The organism is Peribacillus frigoritolerans (assembly GCF_030676415.1).
GTDB classification, from domain to species: Bacteria; Bacillota; Bacilli; order Bacillales; family DSM-1321; genus Peribacillus; species Peribacillus frigoritolerans_A.
Map to the genome: position 1 here is coordinate 1 of NZ_JAUUTW010000009.1, position 25,698 is coordinate 25,698.

23 protein-coding genes are annotated in these 25,698 nt (G+C 40.6%); 10 read left to right on the forward strand and 13 right to left on the reverse strand.

Annotated elements, in window-relative coordinates; translation table 11 throughout:
• Positions 1 to 544 precede the first annotated feature (544 nt).
• Together Q8G36_RS10745 and Q8G36_RS10750 are read left to right on the forward strand one after the other, a co-directional pair.
• Entirely contained in the window at positions 545 to 1,399 is an 855-nt protein-coding gene (locus Q8G36_RS10745) for a RhaT/GlcU family sugar-proton symporter (RefSeq protein ID WP_305160156.1), read from the forward strand.
• 15 nt (positions 1,400 to 1,414) lie between these two features.
• The gene (locus Q8G36_RS10750; protein WP_191930560.1) at positions 1,415 to 2,200 is read left to right on the forward strand and encodes an SDR family oxidoreductase; all 786 of its coding nucleotides are present in this window, start codon (positions 1,415 to 1,417) and stop codon (positions 2,198 to 2,200) included.
• An 81-nt stretch (positions 2,201 to 2,281) separates the two neighbouring features.
• Here the strand turns inward: Q8G36_RS10750 and Q8G36_RS10755 are convergent, their stop codons facing one another.
• Together Q8G36_RS10755 and Q8G36_RS10760 are read right to left on the reverse strand one after the other, a co-directional pair.
• Entirely contained in the window at positions 2,282 to 2,827 is a 546-nt protein-coding gene (locus tag Q8G36_RS10755; protein ID WP_305160157.1) for an NADPH-dependent FMN reductase, read from the reverse strand.
• A gap of 112 nt (positions 2,828 to 2,939) precedes the next feature.
• A complete protein-coding gene (locus tag Q8G36_RS10760; RefSeq protein ID WP_305160306.1) occupies positions 2,940 to 3,893 on the reverse strand; it encodes a bile acid:sodium symporter family protein in 954 nt (317 codons plus the stop codon).
• Positions 3,894 to 4,205: 312 nt separating this feature from the next.
• Here Q8G36_RS10760 and Q8G36_RS10765 point away from each other — a divergent pair, with 312 nt between their 5' ends.
• From Q8G36_RS10765 to cobT, 4 genes are all read left to right on the forward strand, one after another.
• Entirely contained in the window at positions 4,206 to 4,622 is a 417-nt protein-coding gene (locus Q8G36_RS10765) for an RrF2 family transcriptional regulator (protein ID WP_305160158.1), read from the forward strand.
• Between the two features lie 114 nt (positions 4,623 to 4,736).
• Complete coding sequence (locus Q8G36_RS10770; RefSeq protein ID WP_305160159.1) at positions 4,737 to 5,444, forward strand: nitroreductase family protein; 708 nt, start codon at positions 4,737 to 4,739, stop codon at positions 5,442 to 5,444.
• Between the two features lie 314 nt (positions 5,445 to 5,758).
• Positions 5,759 to 6,304, forward strand: coding sequence for a signal peptidase I (gene lepB, locus Q8G36_RS10775; RefSeq protein WP_305160160.1), 546 nt, complete (start codon positions 5,759 to 5,761; stop codon positions 6,302 to 6,304).
• Between the two features lie 132 nt (positions 6,305 to 6,436).
• The gene (gene cobT, locus Q8G36_RS10780; RefSeq protein WP_305160161.1) at positions 6,437 to 7,483 is read left to right on the forward strand and encodes a nicotinate-nucleotide--dimethylbenzimidazole phosphoribosyltransferase; all 1,047 of its coding nucleotides are present in this window, start codon (positions 6,437 to 6,439) and stop codon (positions 7,481 to 7,483) included.
• An 88-nt stretch (positions 7,484 to 7,571) separates the two neighbouring features.
• Here the strand turns inward: cobT and Q8G36_RS10785 are convergent, their stop codons facing one another.
• Complete coding sequence (locus Q8G36_RS10785) at positions 7,572 to 8,972, reverse strand: sigma-54 interaction domain-containing protein (protein WP_370694045.1); 1,401 nt, start codon at positions 8,970 to 8,972, stop codon at positions 7,572 to 7,574.
• Between the two features lie 268 nt (positions 8,973 to 9,240).
• Between Q8G36_RS10785 and Q8G36_RS10790 the strand changes: the two genes are divergently transcribed.
• Entirely contained in the window at positions 9,241 to 10,914 is a 1,674-nt protein-coding gene (locus tag Q8G36_RS10790; RefSeq protein WP_305160163.1) for an alpha-keto acid decarboxylase family protein, read from the forward strand.
• Between the two features lie 1,313 nt (positions 10,915 to 12,227).
• Here the strand turns inward: Q8G36_RS10790 and Q8G36_RS10795 are convergent.
• From Q8G36_RS10795 to Q8G36_RS10800, 3 genes are all read right to left on the reverse strand, one after another.
• Complete coding sequence (locus Q8G36_RS10795) at positions 12,228 to 13,391, reverse strand: C40 family peptidase (RefSeq protein ID WP_305160164.1); 1,164 nt, start codon at positions 13,389 to 13,391, stop codon at positions 12,228 to 12,230.
• A 232-nt stretch (positions 13,392 to 13,623) separates the two neighbouring features.
• A complete protein-coding gene (locus Q8G36_RS29030; protein ID WP_336622958.1) occupies positions 13,624 to 13,800 on the reverse strand; it encodes a hypothetical protein in 177 nt (58 codons plus the stop codon).
• On the reverse strand, positions 13,797 to 14,126 hold the full coding sequence (locus tag Q8G36_RS10800; protein WP_305160165.1) for a hypothetical protein: 330 nt from the start codon (positions 14,124 to 14,126) through the stop codon (positions 13,797 to 13,799). Before Q8G36_RS10800 ends, Q8G36_RS29030 begins: the two co-directional genes overlap by 4 nt.
• Positions 14,127 to 14,272: 146 nt before the next feature.
• Here Q8G36_RS10800 and Q8G36_RS10805 point away from each other — a divergent pair, with 146 nt between their 5' ends.
• On the forward strand, positions 14,273 to 14,593 hold the full coding sequence (locus Q8G36_RS10805) for a nuclear transport factor 2 family protein (protein WP_336622959.1): 321 nt from the start codon (positions 14,273 to 14,275) through the stop codon (positions 14,591 to 14,593).
• Between the two features lie 611 nt (positions 14,594 to 15,204).
• On the opposite strand, the gene Q8G36_RS10810 is transcribed toward Q8G36_RS10805, so the two are convergent.
• Both Q8G36_RS10810 and Q8G36_RS10815 read right to left on the reverse strand, forming a co-directional pair.
• On the reverse strand, positions 15,205 to 15,828 hold the full coding sequence (locus Q8G36_RS10810) for a DNA-3-methyladenine glycosylase (protein WP_305160307.1): 624 nt from the start codon (positions 15,826 to 15,828) through the stop codon (positions 15,205 to 15,207).
• Between the two features lie 124 nt (positions 15,829 to 15,952).
• Entirely contained in the window at positions 15,953 to 17,518 is a 1,566-nt protein-coding gene (locus Q8G36_RS10815) for an MDR family MFS transporter (RefSeq protein WP_305160166.1), read from the reverse strand.
• A 274-nt stretch (positions 17,519 to 17,792) separates the two neighbouring features.
• Between Q8G36_RS10815 and proC the strand changes: the two genes are divergently transcribed.
• Positions 17,793 to 18,599: a pyrroline-5-carboxylate reductase gene (gene proC / locus Q8G36_RS10820; RefSeq protein WP_305160167.1), complete on the forward strand. Its 807-nt coding sequence runs from the start codon at positions 17,793 to 17,795 to the stop codon at positions 18,597 to 18,599.
• Between the two features lie 82 nt (positions 18,600 to 18,681).
• Positions 18,682 to 20,049 (forward strand): FAD-binding oxidoreductase, encoded by a 1,368-nt coding sequence (locus Q8G36_RS10825; RefSeq protein ID WP_305160168.1) that lies wholly within the window; start codon positions 18,682 to 18,684, stop codon positions 20,047 to 20,049.
• A 309-nt stretch (positions 20,050 to 20,358) separates the two neighbouring features.
• On the opposite strand, the gene ald is transcribed toward Q8G36_RS10825, so the two are convergent.
• From ald to Q8G36_RS10850, 5 genes are all read right to left on the reverse strand, one after another.
• Complete coding sequence (ald, locus tag Q8G36_RS10830) at positions 20,359 to 21,492, reverse strand: alanine dehydrogenase (RefSeq protein ID WP_305160169.1); 1,134 nt, start codon at positions 21,490 to 21,492, stop codon at positions 20,359 to 20,361.
• A 171-nt stretch (positions 21,493 to 21,663) separates the two neighbouring features.
• Complete coding sequence (locus Q8G36_RS10835; RefSeq protein ID WP_305160170.1) at positions 21,664 to 22,485, reverse strand: EcsC family protein; 822 nt, start codon at positions 22,483 to 22,485, stop codon at positions 21,664 to 21,666.
• A 49-nt stretch (positions 22,486 to 22,534) separates the two neighbouring features.
• Entirely contained in the window at positions 22,535 to 23,791 is a 1,257-nt protein-coding gene (locus Q8G36_RS10840) for a PucR family transcriptional regulator (RefSeq protein WP_305160171.1), read from the reverse strand.
• Between the two features lie 130 nt (positions 23,792 to 23,921).
• On the reverse strand, positions 23,922 to 24,920 hold the full coding sequence (locus Q8G36_RS10845) for an inorganic phosphate transporter (protein ID WP_305160172.1): 999 nt from the start codon (positions 24,918 to 24,920) through the stop codon (positions 23,922 to 23,924).
• A gap of 15 nt (positions 24,921 to 24,935) precedes the next feature.
• The gene (locus Q8G36_RS10850; protein ID WP_063235631.1) at positions 24,936 to 25,556 is read right to left on the reverse strand and encodes a DUF47 domain-containing protein; all 621 of its coding nucleotides are present in this window, start codon (positions 25,554 to 25,556) and stop codon (positions 24,936 to 24,938) included.
• Positions 25,557 to 25,698: the final 142 nt, after the last annotated feature.

The following is a 25,698-nucleotide window of genomic DNA, read 5'->3' on the forward strand; positions in this document are numbered from 1 at the left end:
GAAAGCCGAGGAGGCTCCCCGACCGCCCGCGGAAAGCGAGTGCCTGGAGTGGAAATCAACGTCCAAATTGTACAAGCCATAAAAATAGACAAACTCGATTTTCATCGAGTTTGTCTACAGTCTGAAAAGACAGCAGTACAGCTGTCTTTTCTCCAACTGACGCTCCCGATATGAATATGAACATTCATTAATAAGTCATTAAATTCCCGATAACGATTATTGCTAATGACATCCAAACAAGAAAAAGGATTGCAGTAAGATGTGGGGATACTTCCTCTTTTATAGCTTTAATTAATGTTAATTTAAAACTCCTTCCTTTTTGACTCTTTGTTATCCATCATCATTATCGGATCTGCCAATGATTAGGAAATGGATATGCAACAAAAAGGGTTGCGTCTGGCAGCCCTTTTTGTGTTGAACACGATTTTTGCGGATAAACTTCATAAAATTACCAAGGGTCAATTCAAATAAAGCGAACATATTAAAAAGAAGACAAACTGAAAATTACTGCTTGGTTTTGAACTTACATATATGGGGGTTGAAAATGGATATATTATTAGCTCTCTTGCCGGCATTATTCTGGGGAAGCATCGTTTTATTTAATGTAAAACTCGGGGGTGGGCCCTATAGTCAAACACTAGGTACAACGATTGGCGCCTTGATTTTTTCAATTGGTGTTTATATTTTTGCAGATATTAAGCTGTCACTTCTGGTGTTTGGAGTCGGGGTCGTATCTGGATTGTTTTGGGCCGTTGGACAAGCTAATCAGCTTAAGAGCATTGATTTAATGGGAGTTTCCAAAACGATGCCAATATCAACAGGATTGCAGCTCATTTCAACCACATTATTCGGGGTCATAGTCTTTAACGAATGGTCTACAATGAAAGCGATTATTTTAGGCGTTTTGGCATTAGTCTTCATTATTATAGGAATTGTCTTGACCTCCTTGGAAGATAAAGAATCGAAAGAGGGCAAGTCGGGAAACTTGAAGAGAGGAATTATAATTCTCCTCATCTCGACATTCGGTTATTTGGTTTATGTGGTCGTGGCCCGTCTTTTTGATGTTGACGGGTGGTCAGCGTTGTTCCCCCAAGCGATCGGGATGGTGATTGGCGGTCTGTTATTGACTTTTAAACATAAACCGTTTAACAAATATACGATTCGCAATATCATTCCGGGATTGATATGGGCTGCAGGGAATATGTTTTTATTCATATCCCAGCCCCGTGTAGGAGTGGCCACTAGTTTTTCCCTTTCGCAAATGGGCATTGTCATCTCAACTCTTGGCGGGATCATCATTTTACGTGAAAAGAAAACGAAGCGCCAACTAATTGGAATCATAATCGGAATTATCTTGATCATCATTGCTGGGATTATGCTCGGAATGGCAAAAAGTTAATTGGAGGGTGATTATATGTATACGGATTTAGAAGGTAAGGTCGTTGTTATAACCGGTTCATCCACTGGTTTAGGAAAAGCGATGGCTATTCGCTTTGCTAAGGAAAAGGCAAAGGTCGTGGTTAATTATCGCACTAAATCAGAGGAAGCGGATAGTGTAATGGAGGAAATCAAAACAAATGGCGGGGAAGCTATTGCAGTAAAAGGCGATGTCACCGTTGAAGAAGATGTGATTAACCTTGTTCAATCAGCGATAAAGAATTTCGGAAAACTCGATATATTCATCAATAATGCAGGAATTGAAAATCCAGTTCCATCTCACGAGATGCCGTTAAGCGACTGGAATAGGGTAATCAATACCAACTTAACGGGAAATTTCTTAGGCTGCCGTGAAGCTATCAAGTATTTTGTCGAGAACGATATTAAAGGGAATGTGATTAACATGTCCAGTGTACATGAGATGATTCCTTGGCCTTTATTCGTTCACTATGCCGCAAGCAAGGGCGGGGTGAAGCTGCTTACGGAAACACTGGCTCTTGAATATGCACCAAAGGGGATCCGTGTGAACAGCATTGGTCCTGGAGCCATCGCCACGCCAATAAATGCCGACAAGCTTGAAGATCCCGAAAAGAAAAAGGATCTTGAAAGCATGATTCCGATGGGGTATATCGGAAAGCCTGAAGAAATTGCTGCGGTTGCTGCATGGCTGGCATCTTCAGAGTCCAGTTATGTAACGGGCATCACTCTATTCGCTGACGGAGGAATGACAAAATACCCATCATTCCAAGCGGGAAGAGGATGAATTTTGTTTAATCCCTCTTTTATGATGCAACAAGAATCCCAGCAGGATCAAACCTGCTGGAAAAATTCTTGTTAAAAAGCATTAACGAGTATGATGATTATACCAACTAATGAAGTTATCGACGACCGTATCGATAAACTGGACAGTTGACTCATGTGTAAGCCTGCCTTCGTTATCGATTTTGTCATGCACTGCACCAACATATACTTCATTCCCGGGAAGGAGAGGGGAGGAGATGCCTATTGCGAATAGGATTTCACGCAAATGCAATTGAGCTTTAACCGTACCTAATTGCCCCATTGACGCACCCATGATCCATGATGGTTTGCCGATCAAGACTTTATCGACACGTGATAACCAATCGATTGCATTGCCCAATACGCCTGGAATCGTACCATTATATTCAGGTGTTACCCATAAGACTGCATCTGCTTCGGCCACTTTGCTTTTAAATTCTTTAACAACCGATGGAGGGTCATTTTCAATATCTTGATCATAAAAAGGTAAATCCCGAATGTTCAAGATTTCGAGATCAAACCGATCTTGATATCTAGTTTGAATATATTTGGCAAGCTTAAGGTTGTAAGACTCTTTACGGATACTTCCCACTAGTGCAACAACTTTCATCTTCAATACCTCCAAGTATTTGTATAATCATGTAAATATGTTCCACTTACCTATTATAATTGGAATATACATGAAAGGGAAAAGGATGCTTGGGAAATGACCATTCGGCGAATCACACTTCATTCACGCCACGATGGAAATGCTTCTCCATAACATAGCCGAAAAAGGAAGCAAGCATTTGTTGAAACAGCATGCCAAGTACAACGGGTACCGCGACGGCAGCAGGGAAATAGGTGGTTGCAAGAACGGCTCCTGCACTGATGTTTCGCATACCGCCTGTAAATGTCAAGGTGATGATATCCGCCTTTTCCCATCTTAAACATGCACCGACCATCCAAGAAAGGGCATACCCTGAAGCCGCTATGAACAAAACCAAGAAGGCCATGATCATTAATTTCTTATCGAAATGGGTTAAGTAAGGCGAAATTTTTGAACTGTTCAATATGACTACGATTCCAACGCTTATCTTGGAAAATGGAGCTAAGCGGGGGGATAATGTATATTGTATCTTCCCTTTTGTAGCCTGATTCAAGAACATGGCTAGCATGGAGGGAAGAACGACCATTCCGATTAATCCTTTCACCATCGACCCCAAATCCATTTCGATTGAACCGCCTCCAAAAAGGGAAACACTGTAAGGAACGATGAATGGCGAAAGTAGGGTGTCGATTAAGATGATGGTTAGGGCAAGTATGGCATTCCCATTATAAATGGATACCCAGATCATACTGGTAACACCGGTTGGAATCACTACAGCCAGGACTAGGCCGGTAATCGTGAAAGTATCACCATGAAACACTAAATGGCCGAGACCAAAAGCCCAAATAGGCATAAGTATATGAAGGATGATCAATACGATGAAAACAGGTAAAGGGTGGGTGACTGCCTGTTGCAGAGATTTAAAGTTAGAGCCTAAACTTCCGGAAAATGTAATGAAGGCAAATATCCATGGAACAAGAAAGGTGTAATCCATTAAATGTTTGGCCAATAATACCCCAATAACCACGCTTATCGGCGTAATAAGGGGCATAATTTTATCCATTTGTTCATTTATTGTTTTCAGTATCATTCATCCACTTCCTGAGCAAAGTAAATTCTATTAAGTAAGTTTACCATATTCCTAAAAATATAATTTGTAAGACAAGAAATTTGTATATTTTTTTTCTGGGTTTTTTAAAATGGTGAAAAGCATATTGGAAGGATAGATCTGGTGAAGGATTCATCGTTCCTATTACTATCACTGCCCTGGAACTTCCATCGTTCCAAATAGGGTTTTCCCGATGATGTTCATCAAAAAAAGGTTTTAGGCAAGGTTGTTCAATGGAGTGTTGTATATTCATTGAAAAATAGTTTAAAGTAGAGGGGAGAGGTGAAAGAAATGTCAGAAAAGGTTTCCAGTATAATGTGGTTTAGTCTTGCAGTACAAGCCCTGCTTGTTCTTGCTGATCATGATGGATTATGCAATAGTAATAAATTGGCCGATAAGCTTGATTCGGAGTCCGGTTTTCTTAGAAAAATATTAAGTAATTTAGTGAAGACAGGGCTGATTCAAGCGAAGGAAGGCAGGGATGGGGGATATTCACTTGCCAAAAATCCCGAACAAATCATTCTTGCAGATATATACTCTGCAATTAAATCCGAACCTTTTTCAAAAGGCTTTCTTGATGTGAATGATAAAAAATGCTTTCAACCATCTTCCCGCGAAGCTTTATGCGGATTGAAAAACGAGATGGAGAGCTGGATTATACAAGGCTTGGAACAAAAGACGATTGCTGATTTACTATCAAAATCTTAATGTGAAAAACGAAACTAACATGGTTTCGTTTTTCTTAAACTGTATTTGACAAATGAACAGTATGCGGTATATACTGTTCCTGTATTAATTACAGTTAAATGGAGGTCATTATAAATGACAAAAAATATAATGAGTAAAGAAGAGTACCTAAATAAATCCAAAGAATTGAATATACCGCTTGAAAAGCCAAAAGTCCTTATTGATACGGACTTCATTACGGTAGCAAAAGAACGGAGATCTGTTCGCCAGTACGATGCTGAATACGTGATGACTGAAGAGGAAATTCGTGAAATCCTGGAGATTGCGATTCAAGCACCGTCTTCTTCCAACTTACAGCCATGGAGATTCCTTGTGATTCAAGATAAGCAAACCCAACAAGAATTGCTTCCCATCGCCAATAACCAACAACAAATCGTCGATGCATCTGCGGTCATTGCCGTTTTAGCTGATATAGAAGGTTACAAAAATGCAGAGCGGATTTATGGTGAATTAGTCGATAAAGGGATCATGAAGAATGAAATCAAAGAGCCATATGTAGCCTCAATTCTGCATAATTACGGTAACTTTTCCGCTGAAAAGGCTTTAAGCGTTGCCATGATTGACGGTGGCTTGGTTTCCATGCAGATCATGTTAGCTGCAAAAGCAAAAGGATACGATACAGTCCCAATGGGAGGGTTCGATGAAGCCAAATTCGTGGATGCATTCAATGTACCGGAAAACTTCAAACCTGTCATGTTGATTTCCCTTGGAAAAGGAACTAAAGCAGGATTTGAAAAAGTCCGTTTGCCGCTCGATACTATATTGACTTGGAATAAATACTAAGGTTTAAATATAAGGTTTTGGAACAATATTTTTACTAAGTAAAAGGATAGCTAAAATTCGCTATCCTTTTTTTCAATGGTTTGAGATTTGCTCTGCACTCCTTTTATTAAAAATGATTATTCTCGCAAGCGATAAAAGGATATGTTACAATTTTTCCAGATATTTCTTTTGAAAAATCTCCTCTAAAAATCACCGACCGGCAAAACCAAGCATAAGGAATAAATAGAGCTAAAGTATTATTTTTGGCGCTGCAAGCCAAAAATACAGCAATTATCGTTGGTTTAGCCGTCAACAATGGATGGGAGGGAGTCCTTATGAAGAATATGAAAAGTGAAGTGTTCTCGTGGTTGAAATCTATCTTATTCGCTTTAATGATCGTGTTCATTTGCCAACAGTTTTTATTTACACCAGTTACAGTAAAAGGTGAATCAATGGAGCCGACTTATGATAATGATGACCGGATCGTGGTAGCTAAAATCGGAAAGCCGGAGCGCTTCGATATGGTCGTATTTTATGCTCCGGACGCGGATGAGAATTATATAAAAAGGGTGATCGGTCTACCAGGTGACAGCATCGAAATGAAAGATGATGTCTTATACATCAATGGGAAAAAGTATACAGAACCATATTTGAATACAAAAAAAGGGGAAATTCCACCTGAAGAGAATTTGACGGAGAATTTCACCCTAAGTGATTTACTTGGGAAATCCAAGGTACCTGTCGGTCATTTATTTGTCATGGGGGATAATCGAAGGAATAGTTGGGATGGAAGAAGATTTGGTTTTATTTCTGAAAAATCACTTGTGGGCAAAGTGAAATTTCGTATCTACCCATTAAATGAATTGGGAGTGCCGAAGTAAATGGATCACAGTGAATATAAGTGAAAGCCAAGAGGATAATTATATGGACTAAGTTGAATTTATAGCAGATGATGGATAAGAACCTTTTCCTGTGGTTAAGGTTTTTCATTTTGGATTGTGGGGGGTATTAATATGACGAATGGGTTAGCTGCCATCTCCATCCCGTTGCTGGATGAAGAAATGGGACGGCAGGTTAAAGGCCATGTCGATTCGCTGACGGTTCCTCAGGGAAGCTTAGGACGGCTTGAAGAATGGATAATTGAACTGGCCAAGATGACAGGACAGGCATTTCCGGACATTTCGAAACCGGGGGTGATCGTGTTTGCGGCCGACCATGGAATTACGGAAGAAGGGATTTCGGCATATCCAAAAGAAGTGACGGAACAAATGGCAATTAATTTCCTGAATGACGGTGCTGCCATCAATGTATTAAGCCGCGCGATAGATGCTTACTTGGATATTGTCGATATAGGGATCGATGCAGAAATCGAAGCACCGGGATTAACTTCGAGAAAAGTCCGCAATGGAACTAGAAACTTTTATAAGGAAGAGGCGATGACAAAGGAAGAAGTAATTCAAGCGCTTGAAATTGGATATGACCGTGCTCAGAAAATGATTGCCCGTGGTGCGAACTGCCTGATTCTTGGTGAAATGGGAATCGGAAATACGACCTCCAGTACCGCCATCATCTCCATCGTAAGCGGGAAAAGCGTCGAATCACTAGTGGGGCAGGGAACAGGATTGAATTCAGAAGGCATTTTACATAAGCGAAGAATAATCGAAGAAGCGATTTCATTAAGAAATCCTAATCCTGATGATCCAATCGGTATTTTGATGAATATCGGTGGATTCGAAATTGCAGGTATGGCAGGGGCTATGCTTGCTGCAGCGAATAACCGTATACCCATTCTTGTTGATGGTTTCATTACAACCACGGCTGCTGTATTGGCAAACCTGATTTCCGGACGTGCAGCGGATTATATGTTTGTTGGACATCGATCTGCAGAACCTGGTCATAGAACGGCCATAGAACTGCTTGGAAAGGAGCCGATTCTCGACCTGGGAATGAGAATCGGGGAAGGAACAGGGGCTGCCCTGTCATACCCCATCCTTAAGGCAGCGACATTGGTCATTAAAGAAATGGCAACATTTGAATCTGCAGGCGTGTCAAATAAGTAAGGAATAGGAGACCTTCGATACGCTGGTCTCCTATTTATATAGGCTGAAAAAGGTGGATACTGCAGTGAAACATTCATTCATTTCACCTTCACTTAATAGGCAGATGCCCCTTATATTTCTTCATTTTCCTGACGACGGAAGGCTGGCTGATCCCTAAGAATTTAGCCATTTCATATGTGGACTTACATTGTTTACTGGCTTTCATCATCATCCATTTTTCCACTTGTTCGAGGGCGGTATTGAGATCACGATCATCAACCATCATATCGTCAATCATTAGGGTCTCATCTATTTTCTCAAAAGATTCTTGTCCATGGAAAAGGGAGGGGAGAAAGCCAGGGAAAATGATGGAGTCTTCCGAGGTCAAAATGAGCCGTTCAATCAGGTTTTCCAATTCACGCACGTTTCCTGACCATTTATGCTGAATCAGTATTTCGTAAGTGGAAGGGTGCAATTTCTTATCTGACTTGTATTTCTTGTTGATGATTTCGAGATTATGATTGATTAAGATGGCAATATCTTCTTTTCTTTCTCGTAATGGCGGTATTTGGATGGGAATCACATTTAAGCGGTAATACAAATCGAGCCTGAATGTTCCCTTTTCCACCATTTCCTCAAGGTTTTGATTGGTTGCCGTTACAAGCCGAAAATCTATCTTATGTTCTTTTTTTCCGCCCACTCTTTTAAAAGTCTTCTCTTGCAGGACATTTAATAATTTCACTTGCATATCCAGGGGAAGCTCCCCGATTTCATCCAGAAATAAGGTTCCGTTATCTGCTTGTTCTACCAGCCCTTGCTTCCCCTGCTTCTGCGCACCGGTGAACGATCCCGCTTCGTATCCAAACATTTCAGATTCAAAGAGACTTTCTGGGATGGTACTGCAGTTGACTTCGATGAATGGCTCTTTGCTGCGGTAACTCTGATTATGTAGCCGGCGGGCGAAGACGCTCTTTCCCACACCGGATTCCCCAAGAAGCATGACCGTGGCATCCGTTTTGGAAACACGGTGTATCGTTTTGGCGATTTGCCGCATTTCCTTGCTGCGATAGATCAGCTCCTCCTGTTCCCTAAGTTCCTCGACCTCCGATTGGTATTCTTGAATCTTTTTCTCCAATTGACCGTACTGATCCTGGAGGTTCCTGATTTCAGTTTGATCTTGGGCATAGCTGACGACACGAATCAATTCACCATTGTCATCAAAGATGGGATAGGCAGTCGACATGACGATTTTTCCCGTCTTCGTTTGCTGCATGATCTGGACAGGTGTTTTCTCTTTCAATACCATGGCGGAAATCGAAGGTGAAAGGATTCCTTCCGTTTCGAGCTGGTAAACGGATTTTCCAAGATAATGTTCTGGTTCGATTCCATATATCCACCAATGGTTAGGATTCGTGAATAAAATGAATCCTTTTTCATCTGTCACGGTAATATTATTATTGGATGTGTTGATGATGCATTCCAAAACTCTTTTGACATTGTTATCACTCATCATTTTCCCCCTTATCCACTGTTCCGGTGATTCAAATATAAATCAAAAACAGACATGAAATCAAGAATTTTCAGATATTTTGATTTGGAACTGAATCGTTTTTATGGGAACCATGCCTGGGATAGTCTCACTCACTTCATTCATCAAAGCTAAAACTAGAGTACTAGAGTAGCTAACCCACCTTAAGTATATGGATACATATACGGTTAACCTACTTATGTTTGGGTATAAATAAAGTAGAGAGTAATCGATTGAAGGAGTGATTGACTTGGCTGAAAACAGAACCTTGGGACAATATTTATATGACTGCTTAAAAGCAGAAGGCATTACAGAGATCTTTGGTGTGCCCGGAGACTATAATTTCTCATTGCTAGATACTTTGGAAGATTACGATGGGATTGAGTTTATTAATGGACGAAATGAACTCAATGCTGGATACGCAGCGGACGCTTATGCCCGTGTGAAGGGCATGTCGGCACTCATCACCACCTTTGGTGTCGGTGAAATGAGCGCATGTAATGCAATTGCTGGCGCGTACAGTGAAAATGTGCCGCTCATACATATTGTCGGCTCGCCAATGTCCATGATGCAACAGGAGAAGGCGCTTGCCCATCATACGTTAATGGACGGAGATTTTGATGTTTTCCGTAAGGTTTATGAGCATATCACCAGTTATACGGCGATTCTTACACCAGAAAACGCAGCTAGGGAGATACCGGCTGCAATCAGGATCGCGAAAGAAAAGAAAAAGCCCGTTTATTTGGTAGTGGCTATCGATCTCGTTGAAAAACCGTTGCTTTCACACAGTGAGGCTTCTGAAAATGTAGCCCAATCGAATGTCGCTGCGTTGCAGTCAGCAGTGAAGCATATAAAAGGAATGTTAGAACATGTAAACAAAGCTGTTCTGCTTGTCGACGTGAAAACACTTCGTTATAACTTGCAGAGACCCGTACTGCAGCTCGCTGAGAGGTTAAATGTTCCGGTTGCTTCATTAATGCAGGGAAAAAGCGGGTTTGATGAGAGCCATCCACAGTATATTGGTGTATACGGCGGAGCTTTCGGAAGTAAGGATGTAACTCAGACTGTTGAAGAAGCGGATTTCATCATAGCCGTTGGTGCTGTTTGGTCAGACGTCAATACTTCCAAGGGTACAGCAAAGCTTAATCCGTTGAAAATGGTGGAAATTCAACCTGGCACATTAAAAGTGGGGGAAGCCAGTTATATGAATGTCAGGGCGGAGGAAATTCTAAATGCGCTCCAGGACATTGGATACCGGCAGAACGAATCTGTTGGAAACATCTCGTTTCCGTATGACACAATGGTGGAAGACCCATCAGCACCACTGAAAGCGGCTTCCTATTATCCTCGAATTCAGCAAATGTTGAAAGAAAATGACATTGTGGTCACGGAAACAGGAACATTCTCTTATGGCATGTCACAGGTCAGGTTGCCGAAAGGGGCGACCTACATAGCTCAGGGAGGCTGGCAAAGCATTGGATATGCGACGCCCGCAGCTTTCGGTGCTTGTATAGCGGATAGAAACCGGCGTGTTCTTTTGTTTACCGGGGACGGCTCGATACAGCTGACAGCACAGGAAATAAGCTCGATGCTGGAGAACGGCTGCAAGCCCATCGTGTTCATTCTCAACAATAACGGCTATACGATTGAAAAATTCTTAAACGTAAAAGTCGATATAGAAAAACAGAAATACAACGAGATACCAGAGTGGGATTATACAAAACTGGCTGAAGCGTTTGGTCAAGAGGCATTTACAGCAAGAGTCGAGACTAATGGTGAACTGGATGATGCCATTATAAATGCCCAGGACATGAGCGTCGAAAAACTTTGCCTTATAGAATTGGTCGTGAAAGATCAAATGGATGCACCGGATTATCTGCAAAAAATGAGGAAGTATCTTGAACAGCAAGAGAAACTAAAGTAATGCCAAAAGGCCTTCTGTATTGAAGGCTTTTCAGTTTGTCGACAAAATGGATTCGTAAGTGTCTCACCCCGTACCTAAGACTAGGTTATACTTTATGCGTTTTTACTGTTTTATGAAACCCTTACTAAATTGAAGAAGTTTTGTGACACTCCTGCTGAAAAACTGGCTTGCCGAGGCCCCGCAGACGCTTGCTTTGATGCGGCTTGGCAGACAGTCGGCGGAAAGGGAGCGGATTTCTGAAAACGACTGGAACTTTTTTGAAAGAAAAAAACTATAGGCTAACTTGCTCTTCTAAACGTCTACAGTCTGACAGGCCTTCTTTGTCTACAGTTTTTTTTGGCTAGTACAAATTTGGACATTGATTTCCACTTCAGGCACTCGCTTTTCGCGGGCGGTCCGGGAGCCTCCTCGGCGCACTTGCGCCTGTGGGGTCTCCCTTGGACTCGCTATTCCCGCAGAAGTCTCGCACCTTCCGTTCCAATCAACTATGTTTAAAAAATTAGATAGAACTCCTTTTGTCTACAAACTGAGGCCTTCTTTGTTGAAGGCCTTTTTTTGTTGGGGAAATTGATACTGTGAACTTGAACGGCTTGGAAAATTTTTTCGAGTATAGATTTAGATCAAGGTCAAAAATGGCAAGGTAAAAGAACAGGATATATCCAGAATGATAATACCAGTATCAGTCACGGTCATCTCAAAATTAAAACCGGGAATTTTTAAATTAAGAGTATTATAAAAATGTCACGAGATAATAGGGAAAATATCTATTTTTCCTAAGTAGAGAAAACCATTCTTTTTACGTTTGGCTATTTCTGTAGATAAGGGAGCATGAAAATGCGTAGAAATGTATCATTAGGTTGTTTATAGAGTCGAATAAAGAAAATCTCAACAATAATCAGCTATTCATGGATCTCATTGAAGAAAAAGTTCATAAAATGCAAGTGGAAATGCAAACAGGCAGGTGATGAAAGTGTTATTAAGAAAAGCCTGGTTATTATAACAAACGATGTCCTATCATACAAAAAGGAAGGATGAAATAGCTGAACGAAAGGAATTATCAAGCTTGGAAGGAATCCGGATCAGAAAACAACTCAATTATGCGATTATGGAGATGCAAAGGTTAATGCGCGAATGAGGATGGATTCAAAAAAGATAATGAGAGGGGGTATAAGCCATATCACCAGTTTGCAGCAATTTGACATTATGATACGTAAAAAAGCGTGTATGATATTTTATCAAAACACGCTTTTTTGCTCTTTTATAAGCCTATAGAGTTAATTTTTTAGCCGACAATCGTTAATTGCCATCATCATTTAGTTAAGAACACGGACTGCCTTTACAAAGCTAGGTCCCCAGTAAGAATTGTTAATGTTAGCGTAGGATACACCTTTAGATGTAGAAGCATTCAGCATTTGACCGTTACCTGCATAAATTCCTACATGGTTGATTACACCATCATTATTGGTATCAAAAAATACTAAATCCCCTTTTTGAAGGGACTTTGAAGATACAGCTGTACCAACGTGTGATTGTGCCACTGAATTTCTAGGCAAGGAAACACCTGCACTTTGGAATGCCCTTAATGTGAATGAAGAGCAATCAAATACATCAGTGCGTGAAGTGCTCGCACCGTAAACATACTTGGCTCCCATGTATTTAGCGCCAGCTGCCAAAACTTGATCCGCTTTGGCCGCTTTAGACGGATTTTTAATTGCAGATGCTGATGCTTTCCCAGAAACACGGATGGTTTGGCCTATACGAATACGATCTGAATTAGAAATATTAGGGTTTATTTTAAGTAAGGCACTAAGGGAAAGGTTATATCTTTTAGCGATGGTTGATAAGGAATCCCCTAATTTAACCACATAAACGTCTGTTGTAATTTTATTATTATTATTATCGGGAGTGCTGGTAAGGGAATTAACCTTCAAGACCTGACCGGGAAAAATAAGAGTACTAGTCAAATGGTTTTTAGACTTTAATTGTTGGATAGTCATATTATTGACTCTGGCAATTTTGTCCAGGCTGTCCCCGGATTTGACTGTATATGTAGCATTTGTTTTAGCCGTAGAGCTAGATGCAGGAGCTTGTCCGGAAACACGGATGGATTGGCCAATATAAATGCGATCCGAATTGGAAATGTTAGTGTTTAATTTAAGCAGGGCACTAAGTGAAAGGTTGTATCTTTTAGCAATTTTAGATAAAGTATCCCCCAGTTTAACCACATATTTTTCCGTTTTATTTATATTTTTAGTGTTAAGAGTATTAAATTTCAAGACTTGGCCGGGAAAAATAAGGTTACTAGTCAAATGGTTTTGAGATTTTAATTGTTGGACAGTTGTATTATTAGCTTTAGAGATTTTATCTAGGGTGTCCCCTGATTTAACTTGATAAGAACCAGCATAAGCAGAAGTGCCGGCGATTAGGGTACCTATAATGGTCCCTGCAAGAATGAAAGAGTTTTTAGAATTGTTCATTTAGGAAAGTTCCTCCTGATGTGGTAAAAAATTATGTAGCATTTATATTATAAAGGTAAGGCATATAAAAAACATGACCCATTTAAATAAAATTCAACTTTTTCGTCATTTCTCAGGTTATTTTGCAGATCTGCCACATTGTGTAGATTCAAGTGGAAGGGCAGTATCCTTTATATCGCATAAAGAGATAACTAGGCTAAAAGAGACTTCATAAATGGAAGTTTTGAGGTAATTAAAAAGAAAGGTAAGAATAATATAATATCCTTACCTTTCCATGATTAATTTTTAAATATTGTCTATAAACATAGGGATCGTCAGGTTCTGCGATTTTACTATGTAATGATACTATGAGTAGGGGAATGGTTTTCTTGAATGGCTGATAATAAATGGATTCCAATTCACCTGTCACGGAATACCACTCATCATTTTAGGATGCATTCCTTCAAGAAATTCGATTAGCATACCGAATACCCCAGAGTCAGCGACACAGTGAATGACCCCAAAACGAAACAGGAATACCTGTTTTTTGGCTAGCTCATCTAAATTGTACGAAAACCCGGTTAACGTTACTTGTTTGCCAGTGAACTTTCCAGGAGAGTAATAGATGGCTTCTAAATCATTTAGATAGTTTTCATCTGTTAAATGAAGACTATCACGTTCAACTAAGCTTTTGAGCGAGTGATCCATTAAAGTTAAATCTTGTTGAAGAGCAGAAGCAAAAATTGGTTTTTGCAAAAAAGAGCCCTAAAAACCAGTAACATCTTTAGGTAACTCAAGTGATACTCTACATGTGATTGTATTAGTTTGGGAAATAAAAGGTAATATATGAGTCTTATAGAAAATATATTTTTAAAAATCTATATGGATGAGAGGAATATTTCATGATTAGTGAAAAGAGCAAAGAAATCATTGAAAATTATATTATGACCTACAATTCGTTTGATATTGAAAGTATGGTTAGACTCCTTCATAAAGATATACTGTTTAGGAATTTCACCAATGGCGAAATGAACACACAGACCAGAGGAATACAAGAGTTTAGAGAATTGTCGGAAAAGTCATCAAGAATTTTTTCTTATCGTCGTCAGACAGTTATTGACTATAATGCTATAGATGATAAAGCAGAAGTACAAATTGATTATGAAGCAATACTGGCTGTTGATTTGCCTAACGGATTAAAGAGTGAGATAAGATTCAATTAAAAGGAAAGTCCATATTTGGACTTAATGAAGGAAAAATATCATTAATTGAAGATTATAGGTAAGAGCATCTAACGTTTATTGCGCTAACGTAATTCTTTAGTTCAATATGCATGTACAGGCTTGATTCAACAAAAAGGGGCGATTGTTGAAGAACATTTAGTTTTGGGGAAAATGAATATATGATAAAAAAGATTAAACAACTTTTTGAACACCGTTCTATTTTCGAACGGTGTTCTCTGTGTTTGAAGTGCTAAGATTAAACAACTTTATTGTAAGTGAACAGTTAAGGAGAGTTTAATAATGTAACGAATTATTTTGGAAGATGAAAAGAAAGGTAAAGGGGATGAAATAGCGACAAGTTATTAATATTTTCCTTTGTTCTTTTGTGGCTATGTCTGCCTCTAGCTATATTCACAATGCCAATTAATCAGGTCGTCCAGGAAAGAGCTCCATAACACTCTTTGCTGGTTTACTTTTCCCGACTGTACGCATAACTTCCTTCATTGTCTTGTACATAGCTATTATTTCTTTCGGATGTATTATCCCCTCAGAGTGTAACGGCCAAAGAATGCCTGTAGCCATTTATACTGCTCTCTTAGGAGGGGATAAGATCACGGGGTTTTTTTCGGTACCCCTTTATTAATTAGGTTTTTACGGGATATAAACGGATTGTCGGTAACCCAGAAACGCCAAGGGTAATCTTTTGCTACCCCGGAGTTGTCAATTCCGATGCGGGGGCCGCTGGATATATATTCAGGCTGTTTTCCAGAAGCTAGATATAGCGGGGGATCCGTAAAAGATCGACCATAATCTTCCATAGTGATGCCTAGTGCCTTAGTTAGCTTCCCTGGTCCATCGGTCCATTTACGAATATCGGCAATTCCGCGTCTTTCATGCATTAACTCGAGCCCTGAATAGGGTTCAACCGCCCGAATTAAAATGGCTTCCGGATTTTCAGGCCCTCCGCTTACGACATTGACCAGTGTATGTGTGTGCATGACGTATGTATATATCAAACCGGAATTTCCGAACATCACTTCCGTCCGTTTTGTCCTTCTATTTCCAAAACTATGTGCGGCCCTGTCCCCAGGTCCAATATAGGCCTCTGTTTCAACAATGAATCCAGAAGCGGTTCCATCCGCTGTTTCTTTTACAATCAGGCAGCCAAGAAGGGATTTTGCCAGTTCAAGCGTGGGCTGCTGATAAAAATCAGCAGGCAAAATTGAATGGTTCATCTTGTTCATAGTATCACCCCATTTAGTCTCATACAGGTAAAATTCCCTTATCAATGAAAAAAAAACATAGGATGGAAGGGTTTAAAAAGGCCGGCTGAATTATCAGCCGGTCCCGAGCAAATTTTTAGCCTAATTCTTTTTCCGTTTCTTGATCTCTTTTGATTCGGCCCGAACCCACGGAAAGTGCCACTAATATTCCCGCGGAAACAAAAAAGATACCGGTGATGAAAACACTGGAGAATGCATCGACCCAAGCATTTTCAATCGTTTTCACAAGGACGTTGCTGACTTCTGCGGGCATTTTAAGGTTTTCAGGATAAAGCATGATGTTAAATAACGTATCCGTTTTATCGGCTAATGCTTTCAGTGCCTGATGCAATATAGGATCCTTTTGGCTTACGACCGCATCATCCATATTTTGCTGGAGATTGTGATTCATGACAGCGTTCAAAATCGTGATGCCCATCGTTCCTCCTATTGATCGGAAGAATGTCGAAGCCGCTGTAACCGACCCCAGCTGGGATTTTGGAAATTCGTTTTGAACGGCAATCATCAATGTCGGCATGACAAGACCCATACCTATTCCAAGGATTGCCATGAATGAGTACGCAGTGAATATAGTCGTACTGCCGTCCATCGTACTCATTAGGAAGAAGCCGAGCGTTGCAAAGGCCATTCCAAAGGTAAGCACGGTACGAAAACGGAATTTCAATAGCAACCGCCCGCCAATGATGCTGGAAAGAATCATACCGATCATCATCGGAGTCATGGTCGACCCCGCTTTTGTTGGGGAAACACCCAGTACGCCTTGCATGAACAGCGGGACGAACATGATTGCCCCGAACATGCCAAGGCCAAGCAGGAATCCCAAAATATTCGTGGTGGAAAAAACTCTATTTTTAAAAAGGGATAAGTCAAGGATCGGTTCGACTGCTCTTCTTTCAAAAATGATGAAGAGGGCAATGAAGACAAGAGTGCTGCCGAAAATCAAGAGAGATTCTAGTGATAACCATTCGAACTTATCACCACCGAAGGTTAAGCCCAGCAGTAACAGGACAATACCAGGAATCAAGGTGAAAATCCCTAAATAATCGATATTCACTTTCTCTGCTTTCCTTATGGCTTCATGTTTCAATCCTACATAAATCAAAATGGCAGATAGTAAGCCCGTCGGTACATTGATCAGGAAGATCCAATGCCAGCTGATATGGTCAACGATGAGGCCGCCCAGAAAAGGGCCAATGACGGAACTTAAACCAAAAAGGGCTCCAAATACACCCTGCCATTTGGCTCTTTGTTCCGCAGAGAATATATCGCCGATTATCGTTTGGGATAAAGGCATGATCATCCCGCCGCCGATTCCCTGCAGCCCCCTGTAGATGATCAATTGCTCCATCGAAGTGGCTGTGGCACATAAAAACGAACCGATCGTAAAAATGATCGTACCAAGCAGATAAAGGGAACGTCTGCCATATAAATCAGATAGCTTTCCAACAATAGGTACAACAGTCGTTGAGGCTATTAAATAGGCAGTCGTTACCCATGCAAAGATGGTAAAACCATTCAATTCCCCGATAATTGTCGGCATGGCCGTACCGACGATCGTCTGTTCCAATGAACTGAAAAACATTCCAATGATCAATCCTGTTAAGACAAGCTTGGTATTGACCGCCTTTTTTTCCATTTGCATACCATTTCTCCATTCCTAGTACTGTATTCCTTATTCGCCTGTGACTGGTAGGTCAAAATTATAAATCTCAAATGACCATTTAGTCAACGTTTTTTTCGCTGAATAATTCAATTGCATGAAGGATTGTTTTCGAAAGGTAGATATCATATCAACTAAGTAATTCGACCAGAAATAACTAAATCCTTCCTGATTAATATCCCCAGCGTGTTTCCATTTACCATATTAGTTATAATAAGAAGGAATATAGATGAACTTATGATTGGAAGTGTAAGATATGAATAAAAAAATAGGATTTATTGGATGCGGTAAAATGGGTGAGGCTATGCTTGAGGGCATGTTGCTTGCAGAGGTCATTTCACCTGAAGGAATAATGGTAAGTACTGCGAGTGTGGAGACCAAAACTAAAATCACCTCGAAATATAACGTTAAAGGTACATTGGACAATAAAGAGGTTGCCGGTTTTGCCGATTTTCTCTTTCTAGGGATCCAACCTGCCATGCATAAGCAAGTGCTTGAAGAAGTGAAGGATCATGTTAAGGAAGACGCTGTGATTATTACTATGGCAGCTGGAATCACTGTATCTCTAGTTGAGAACAGTATCGGAAAAAGAGTGAAGGTTGCCCGGACGATGCCAAACACTCCTTCGCTTGTCGGTGAAGGCATGACTGCCATGAGCATTAATGATGAAATTACCGATGCTGATTTAGAGGATGTGACTGCACTGCTGAATAGTTTCGGCAAAACGGAAATCCTGCATGAAGATTTGATGGACGCAGTACCGGCCATCAGCGGTTCGTCGCCTGCTTATGTATACATGTTCATCGAGGCGCTGGCTGATGGAGGGGTCCGTGATGGCATTCCACGAAAACAAGCATACCGAATGGCAGCACAAGCTGTAATGGGAGCTGCTAAAATGGTACTGGAGACGGAAAGACATCCTGCTGCTTTAAAGGATGATGTCTGCACGCCGGGCGGTTCAACGATATCTGCGGTAGCGTCTTTAGAAGAGAATCAGCTAAGATCCAGCATTCTACAAGCAATGAAGGCCTGCACGGATAAAACGAAAGGGTCCAGTAAATGAAAAAGATGGATTGCCTATTAGCCGGCAATCTCATCCGCTTACCATTTTCAGAATGTTTGGTGAAAAAAGGGGAGGCTGCATAATGAATGGTTATATAGAAGAATTAAGGGAGATTCTGACAGAAGAACAAGTAACGGTGAATGAAACTTTATTGGAACAGCACAGCCATGATGAATCATATCATACTCCGCATTTGCCGGATATGGTCATATATCCAAGGGATACTTCGGAAGTCAGCGCAGTCATGCGTTATGCGAATGAGCATGAAATACCGGTCATTCCTTTTGGATTAGGATCAAGTTTGGAGGGGCATGTCGTTCCAGTCAAAGGGGGAATTTCCCTGGATTTGTCCTTGATGAATCAAATATTGGAAATCAGGGAAAATGATTTCCTTGTGAAGGTCCAACCAGGTGTGACAAGGACGCAACTCAATAAAGAATTAAAAAAATACGGTTTGTTCTTTTCCGTCGATCCTGGCGCCGATGCTACATTGGGTGGGATGGCAGCTACGAATGCAAGTGGGACGACCTCGGTCAAATATGGGATAATGCGCGATCAAGTCAGGGATTTGGAAGTGGTTTTAGCAAACGGTGAAGTGATTCATTCCGGAAGTTTAGCGACAAAATCATCTTCAGGCATTCATTTGAATGGCTTGTTTGTCGGTTCTGAAGGTACGCTGGGTGTATTTACTGAACTGACATTAAAGGTATATGGCATTCCTGAAGTCACAATGGCTGGGAGAGCCTCATTTCCAACCGTCGAACAGGCAGTATCTGCGGTTAATGGGATCATGCTCGCTGGAATCCCGATTGCACGAATTGAATTGGTTGATGCCGAGTCCATAAAAAAAGTTAATCAATTCATGGACAAATCCTATGATGTCCAACCAACTTTATTCCTCGAGTTTCATGGGAATTTTGCCGGACTGGAACAGGACGTCAAATTTGCCAAGGAAATCGTAAGTGATTTTGGCTGTGGGGATATCCAGTTTGAAACCGATTCAAAAGCACGGAATGCCTTATGGGAAGCGCGCCATAATCTCGCGTACGCATTCATTCACAGCGCACCTGGAAAAAAGCTGATGGTGACCGACGTAAGTGTGCCCCTTCATGAATTATCGAATGCCATACTGGATACAAGGAAGAAAGTCGAACAATCCAAAGTGGAGGGTGCGATTGTAGGACATGTAGGTGACGGGAATTATCACGTATTGTTCATGATCGATCTAAAAAATACTGAAGAAGTTAAAGAAGCGAAGAGGTTAAATGAAGAAATCGTCGAATATGCATTAACAAAAGGCGGTACATGTACGGGTGAACATGGGGTGGGACTTGGAAAATCGAAGTATCAGCGAAGGGAGCATGGAGGAGCTTACGAAGTGATGAAAACGATCAAACAGGCATTGGATCCGAAAGGAATAATGAATCCTGGGAAGATCTTCATAGATTAAAAGAAATACTCCATTTTGTTAGTTTAGTAATAACATTAATCGGGAAAAGGGCAAACTTGATTATGTAGTGGCAGATGTTTATACCCGGAAAAATCGCCCGTCCGAGCAGATAATTCAACCTAACTCTACATAATTCGACCGTTCAAGCAGAAAATCGCAGATAATCCAACCTAACTCTGGATAAATCGACCGATCGAGCAGAAAATCCGACCTGATCCAGATATCGTATGAAGACATACAGCTTCATATAGGTTCTCGTCCAAAAAAATAAGACTCCAGACAAGATTGTTCTGGAGTCTTACTTTTTTATTATGCGTTAATGTTATTTGGTTTTAAGGCGTTTTCAACACTTACATATTTATAGCCAAGGTCTGTGGCAACTGCTTCGAACGTGATTTCACCGTTCGCTACATTGACGCCTTTTGCAAGTGCATCATTTTCAAGGATCGCTTTGATGGCACCTTTGTTGGCAATTTGAAGTGCAAATGGTACTGTTACGTTAGTTAAAGCAACGGTAGAAGTTTGAGGCACTGCTCCTGGCATATTCGCCACTGCATAATGCACTACTCCATGTTTAACATAAGTAGGGTTATCATGTGTTGTTATGTGGTCGACCGTTTCAAAGATACCGCCTTGGTCGATTGCAACATCGACAATGACTGAACCTGGAGACATCGATTTAACCATTTCTTCAGTAACGAGCTTAGGAGCTTTAGCACCTGGAATCAATACGGCACCGATAACCAAATCGGCATCTTTGACTGCTTCTGCAATATTATAAGGGTTGGAGATGAGTGTAGTCAGTTCATTTCCGAAAATATCATCAAGTTGACGAAGGCGGTCAGGGCTTAAGTCAAGAATGGTAACATCTGCGCCTAATCCAATAGCGATTTTAGCAGCATTCGTTCCAACCATGCCTCCGCCGATAACAGCGACTTTACCGCGTTTAACTCCAGGAACTCCGCTTAAGAGTATTCCTTTGCCGCCGTTATTTTTTTCAAGGAACTGAGCACCGATTTGTGCAGCCATGCGTCCTGCAACTTCACTCATTGGTGTCAATAAAGGAAGTGTGCGATTTACTGCAACCGTTTCATAAGCAATGGCCAAGACACCGCTTTCTTTTAGTGCCTGAGCTAGTGCCGGTTCTGCCGCAAGATGTAAATATGTGAAAAGGATTAAATCTTTTCGGAAATATTTATATTCAGATGAGATAGGTTCTTTTACTTTCATGATCATTTCTGTGCTTGCCCAAACGCTAGCAGCGTCCTCGACTATAACGGCACCAGCTTCTTGATATGCTTCATTTGTAAAACTGCTTCCTAGACCTGCGTTCATTTCGATTAATACTTCGTGCCCTGCATTGACTAATGCTACGACCCCAGCTGGAGTGATAGCTACACGATTTTCATTGTTTTTAATCTCTTTCGGAATTCCTATTCTCATCTTAATCCCTCCAATAATATGTTTTACTATTTGTATCACAAGTATAGTTGGAAAAAGAAACAGTTAGTATGTGGAAATCAGAAAAATGAAAAAGGTGTATTTGTGGAATTCCACAAACGCAGTTTCAAAAAAAATGGACTCGCCGGGATCAAGACCCTTTTAAAGCTGAATTCAATTCTTTGCAATAGGTTCTTGAATGCGCTCTAAAATCCTTCTTTTCTTATAAAGCATGATTCCTGTATCGGCTATATCGGCAATCATGGAACGATTTGTAAGGGCGCCAAATATGATTCCGGCAACAGGAACCATTTGCAAAAGCTTTTTCCAACCAAACTGATCACGGTATGTATAAACGACTTCTCGCCATCCTTGCAGTTCGGAGGCTATTTCCCTTTTTGATTGGGAATCAGTCTGGTTCATTTTCGACAATTCATTTAATAGAGCCTTTTTGCCGACAACATCCGATGTTGTGAATTGCAGACATTTGACGATGAAAATACGTTCTTGGCGGTCCCGAGGATTGAAGCCATATGTGATGGCAATATCCTGAAGGGTTTTGATCGACATGCCGAGAAGAAGCGGGATGTCGATGGCCAAGGTGAAGATTCCGCCAATCCCGGTAGTGGCACCTTGAACCGTTGCCAATTTGCTGCCTGAATGTTTAATATCCTGACTCACGCTATCCATGATATGGAGGGGGATGCTTGAAACATCTTCCAGGGCAGTAATATTCAACTCGGGAACCTTAGCTTGCAGCTGATTTAGAATATGAGCTTCTTTCGTTAAATATTTTCCGCCATTCTGAATGTAGCTGCCGATTTCATCAAGCATGACACCCAATTTTTTCTGAATGAAATCCGGTGTGAACTTATCCAATAGCTTGAATGGGATCCGCCCAATCCGTTCCCAAAACCAAAGTCCTTTCTGATCTTTCTCCCATTTTTCAATGATTGTTAATTCTTTTTCAAGTTCTTCTTTTGTTTCAAATTTCATATGATCAACCTTTCTACACTTCTAGTATTCCATATCAGGGAATATATGATTAATTTTTCTTGTGAAATTCATCATATTGATTAAGTTTAATGTTAAGAAAGAGGGACATTTTTTGAATCGGGTCTTTTAACCGAATATTTCCCACTTCAGAGATTCTTTTTAATCGGTAATTCAACGTATTCACATGGATATGAAGAATTCTTGAAGCTTCATTTGGGTTGCAGTCTTTCTCCAGATAGACAGTGAGTGTTTGCAGCAATTCCGTCTGGTTTTTCATGTCGTATGCTTTTAGCTTAAGGATGGAAGGATGAACACGCCGCTGTTTGTTGCTTGCGAGTGTTTCAATCATCTGAAACATGCCAAGTTCTTCATAATGTAAAATGAGTTTCATGTCATCAGGGAAAATATTCTTCATTTTCAGGGTGTATTGAGCTTCTTCATAACTTGATTTAACATCCATTAAGTTTTTATACATATTGCCAGCCGTTCCAAGGATATGCTCAACACCGAAACGCCGTTTCATCTCCAGAATGAAAAAAGGAATGAACTCATAAATCGATGAAGTGAAAGAAGGGCTGTTTTCCTGGTTGGCTCCCGCGAAAAGAATGAGCTTGTTATGGTCAATGGCAAATAGGGAACTGTTTATCTTTTGAGTGGTCGTTAACATGTATGAAATGTAGCGCTCCACTTCGCGATTGATCTCTTTAGGAAATTCGAATACCAATATGGAAAAAACCATTGGAACATGGATGGAGAATTTCTTGTAATTTTCAATTATTTCCGATTCTTCTTGGTAGTGCCCGGTCAACATGCGCCAAAGGAACTCTTGATGACCTGCTTCTTTCCTTTTCTTTTTCAATTGCAATTGCTGTAACTGGTTCTTCGCTTCTTTGGCAGCGAATTGCAGAAATTTCATATCTTCTTCGGAGAAAGGTTCATTTACTTCCAAAGCCCAAATGAATCCAAGTACTTCATTATTTTTCCGGATGGAAACCGCAACCCTGTTACCGAGACCGACATCATTGATGGCCCCGATTTTAATGGGAGCATCTTCTTTCAATAACGCGGGGATGAAGCCATCTTTCCATAAACTGTTGATGACCTTTTCAGGGACACGTCTTCCGATTATGGTCATGATACGAGCCTGATCCGTAGTATCATCGTGTGTGCTATAAGCAAGTAAGCGGTGGTTACCGTCCTCAATTGTAATGGGGCAACCTAAAACAGAACTGATTCTATCGGCAAACTCCATCATATCTCCATAAAGGTCTTTAAAAATATCTCTATTTTTTTCGAATTCCTTCATTTTTATTTTGCCCCTCGCTAAAAAAAATTCCTTCTCCTTGAATTTTAAACGATTTCCTGCTAATAAGCATAGATAAATCCTTTGTAAAACAGAAAATCCCTACCGATGGAAACCGGAAGGGATTTTTATTTTAGAATAGGAAGTTAATTAAAAGATAAAGCAAACCAGCTAATGTTGCCGAGATGGGAATGGTAATGAACCAAGTGATGATCATTCTTTTTGCCGTTCCCCATTTTACGCCCTTGACACGATGCGCAGTTCCAACACCAAGGATTGAAGACGAAATAACATGGGTTGTACTGACTGGCATGTGTATTACTGTCGCGCCGAAAATGATAAAGGCCCCGGTTAAATCCGCTGCAACACCATTGACCGGACGGATTTTCATGATTTTTCCGCCAACGGTTTTAATGATTTTCCATCCGCCGACGGAAGTTCCAAGTCCCATTGCCACCGCACAGGAGAATTGAACCCAGAAGGGGATATCGGTACTTGATGCATAACCATTTGCAATAAGGGCCATCGTGATGATACCCATCGCTTTTTGAGCGTCGTTCGTTCCGTGGGTATACGATTGAAGTGCTGCAGTAGCAATCTGTATAGTACGGAATTTTTGGTTTGTTTTTGTCAGGTTATTGTTTTTAAAGACTACTTTAAAGATGCTGTATACGATAAACCCGATTGCAAAAGCAATTAGCGGGGAGAAGATCAAAGCTTGAAGAATTTTCATGAACCCTTCCCATTTAATGCCGGCGAAGCCTGCTGCAGCAATGGCGGCACCTGCAATCGAACCAATCAATGCATGGGAGGAGCTGCTTGGTATTCCGTAATACCAGGTAAGAAGGTTCCATATGATAGCGGCAAGAAGAGCAGCCAAGATTACATATGAACCATTCGGAAGCGTGAACGGATCCACGATATCCTTCGTTATGGTCTTCGCTACTCCAGTAAATGTCATAGCTCCGACGAAATTCATGATGGCTGCCATGATGATGGCATGCCTAGGCTTCATGGCCTTTGTTGAAACAGCAGTCGCTATTGCATTGGCTGTATCATGAAAACCATTGATGAAGTCAAATGCTAAAGCAAAGAAAACGATTAATATTGTTAAAATTAATAAAGTATCCATTTAGTGGGGTACTCCTTAGGCGTTTTTCATTATGATTGTTTCAAGTGTATTGGCCACTGCTTGACAGTGATCGGCGATCTCTTCAAGGCTTTCGTAAATTTCCTTATATTGAATGATCCTGATTGGATCTTTTTCAACGGTAAACAAGTTTTTGATTGATTGACGTTGGATTCCGTCACAAACGGATTCAAGATCTTTAATTTTGATTGCATTTTCACGAATCATTGGCAATTTTTTAGTGGATAATGTATCGACAGCATTTTCAATCTCATACGTACATTGTTTGATTGCATCCACAAACTTAAGCATATACTCATCTGCATTGACAATTGAGTACATTTCGAATAATGCCGCACAGTGTTCCAAACCGTCTATGACATCATCCATTCTCATGGTTAATTCAAGGATATCCTCCCGTTCGATAGGAGTGATGAAGGCATTGTTCAGCTCTTTGATCACATTATGAACCATTGAATCGCCTTTATGCTCATAGTCTTTCATCGTATCTGAAAATACTTTTAGATCGGAGATGTTTTTGAGTTTATAATCCGCGAAATAGTCAGCACCTTCTTTAAGGTTTTGAGCGATGTTAAAAAGCATTACCGCGAATTTGTCTTTTTTTGATTTAAAAGCCATGTTAAAGCCTCCCAATTAGTCATGCAAATTTACGCACTTTAGTCGTACGCTTAGTATTAACAAATTGATTGTAACGAATTCATGTAGTATACGGGAAGGTTTTTCGACGAAAATTTACAAAATCTTAATAAAACTTTATATA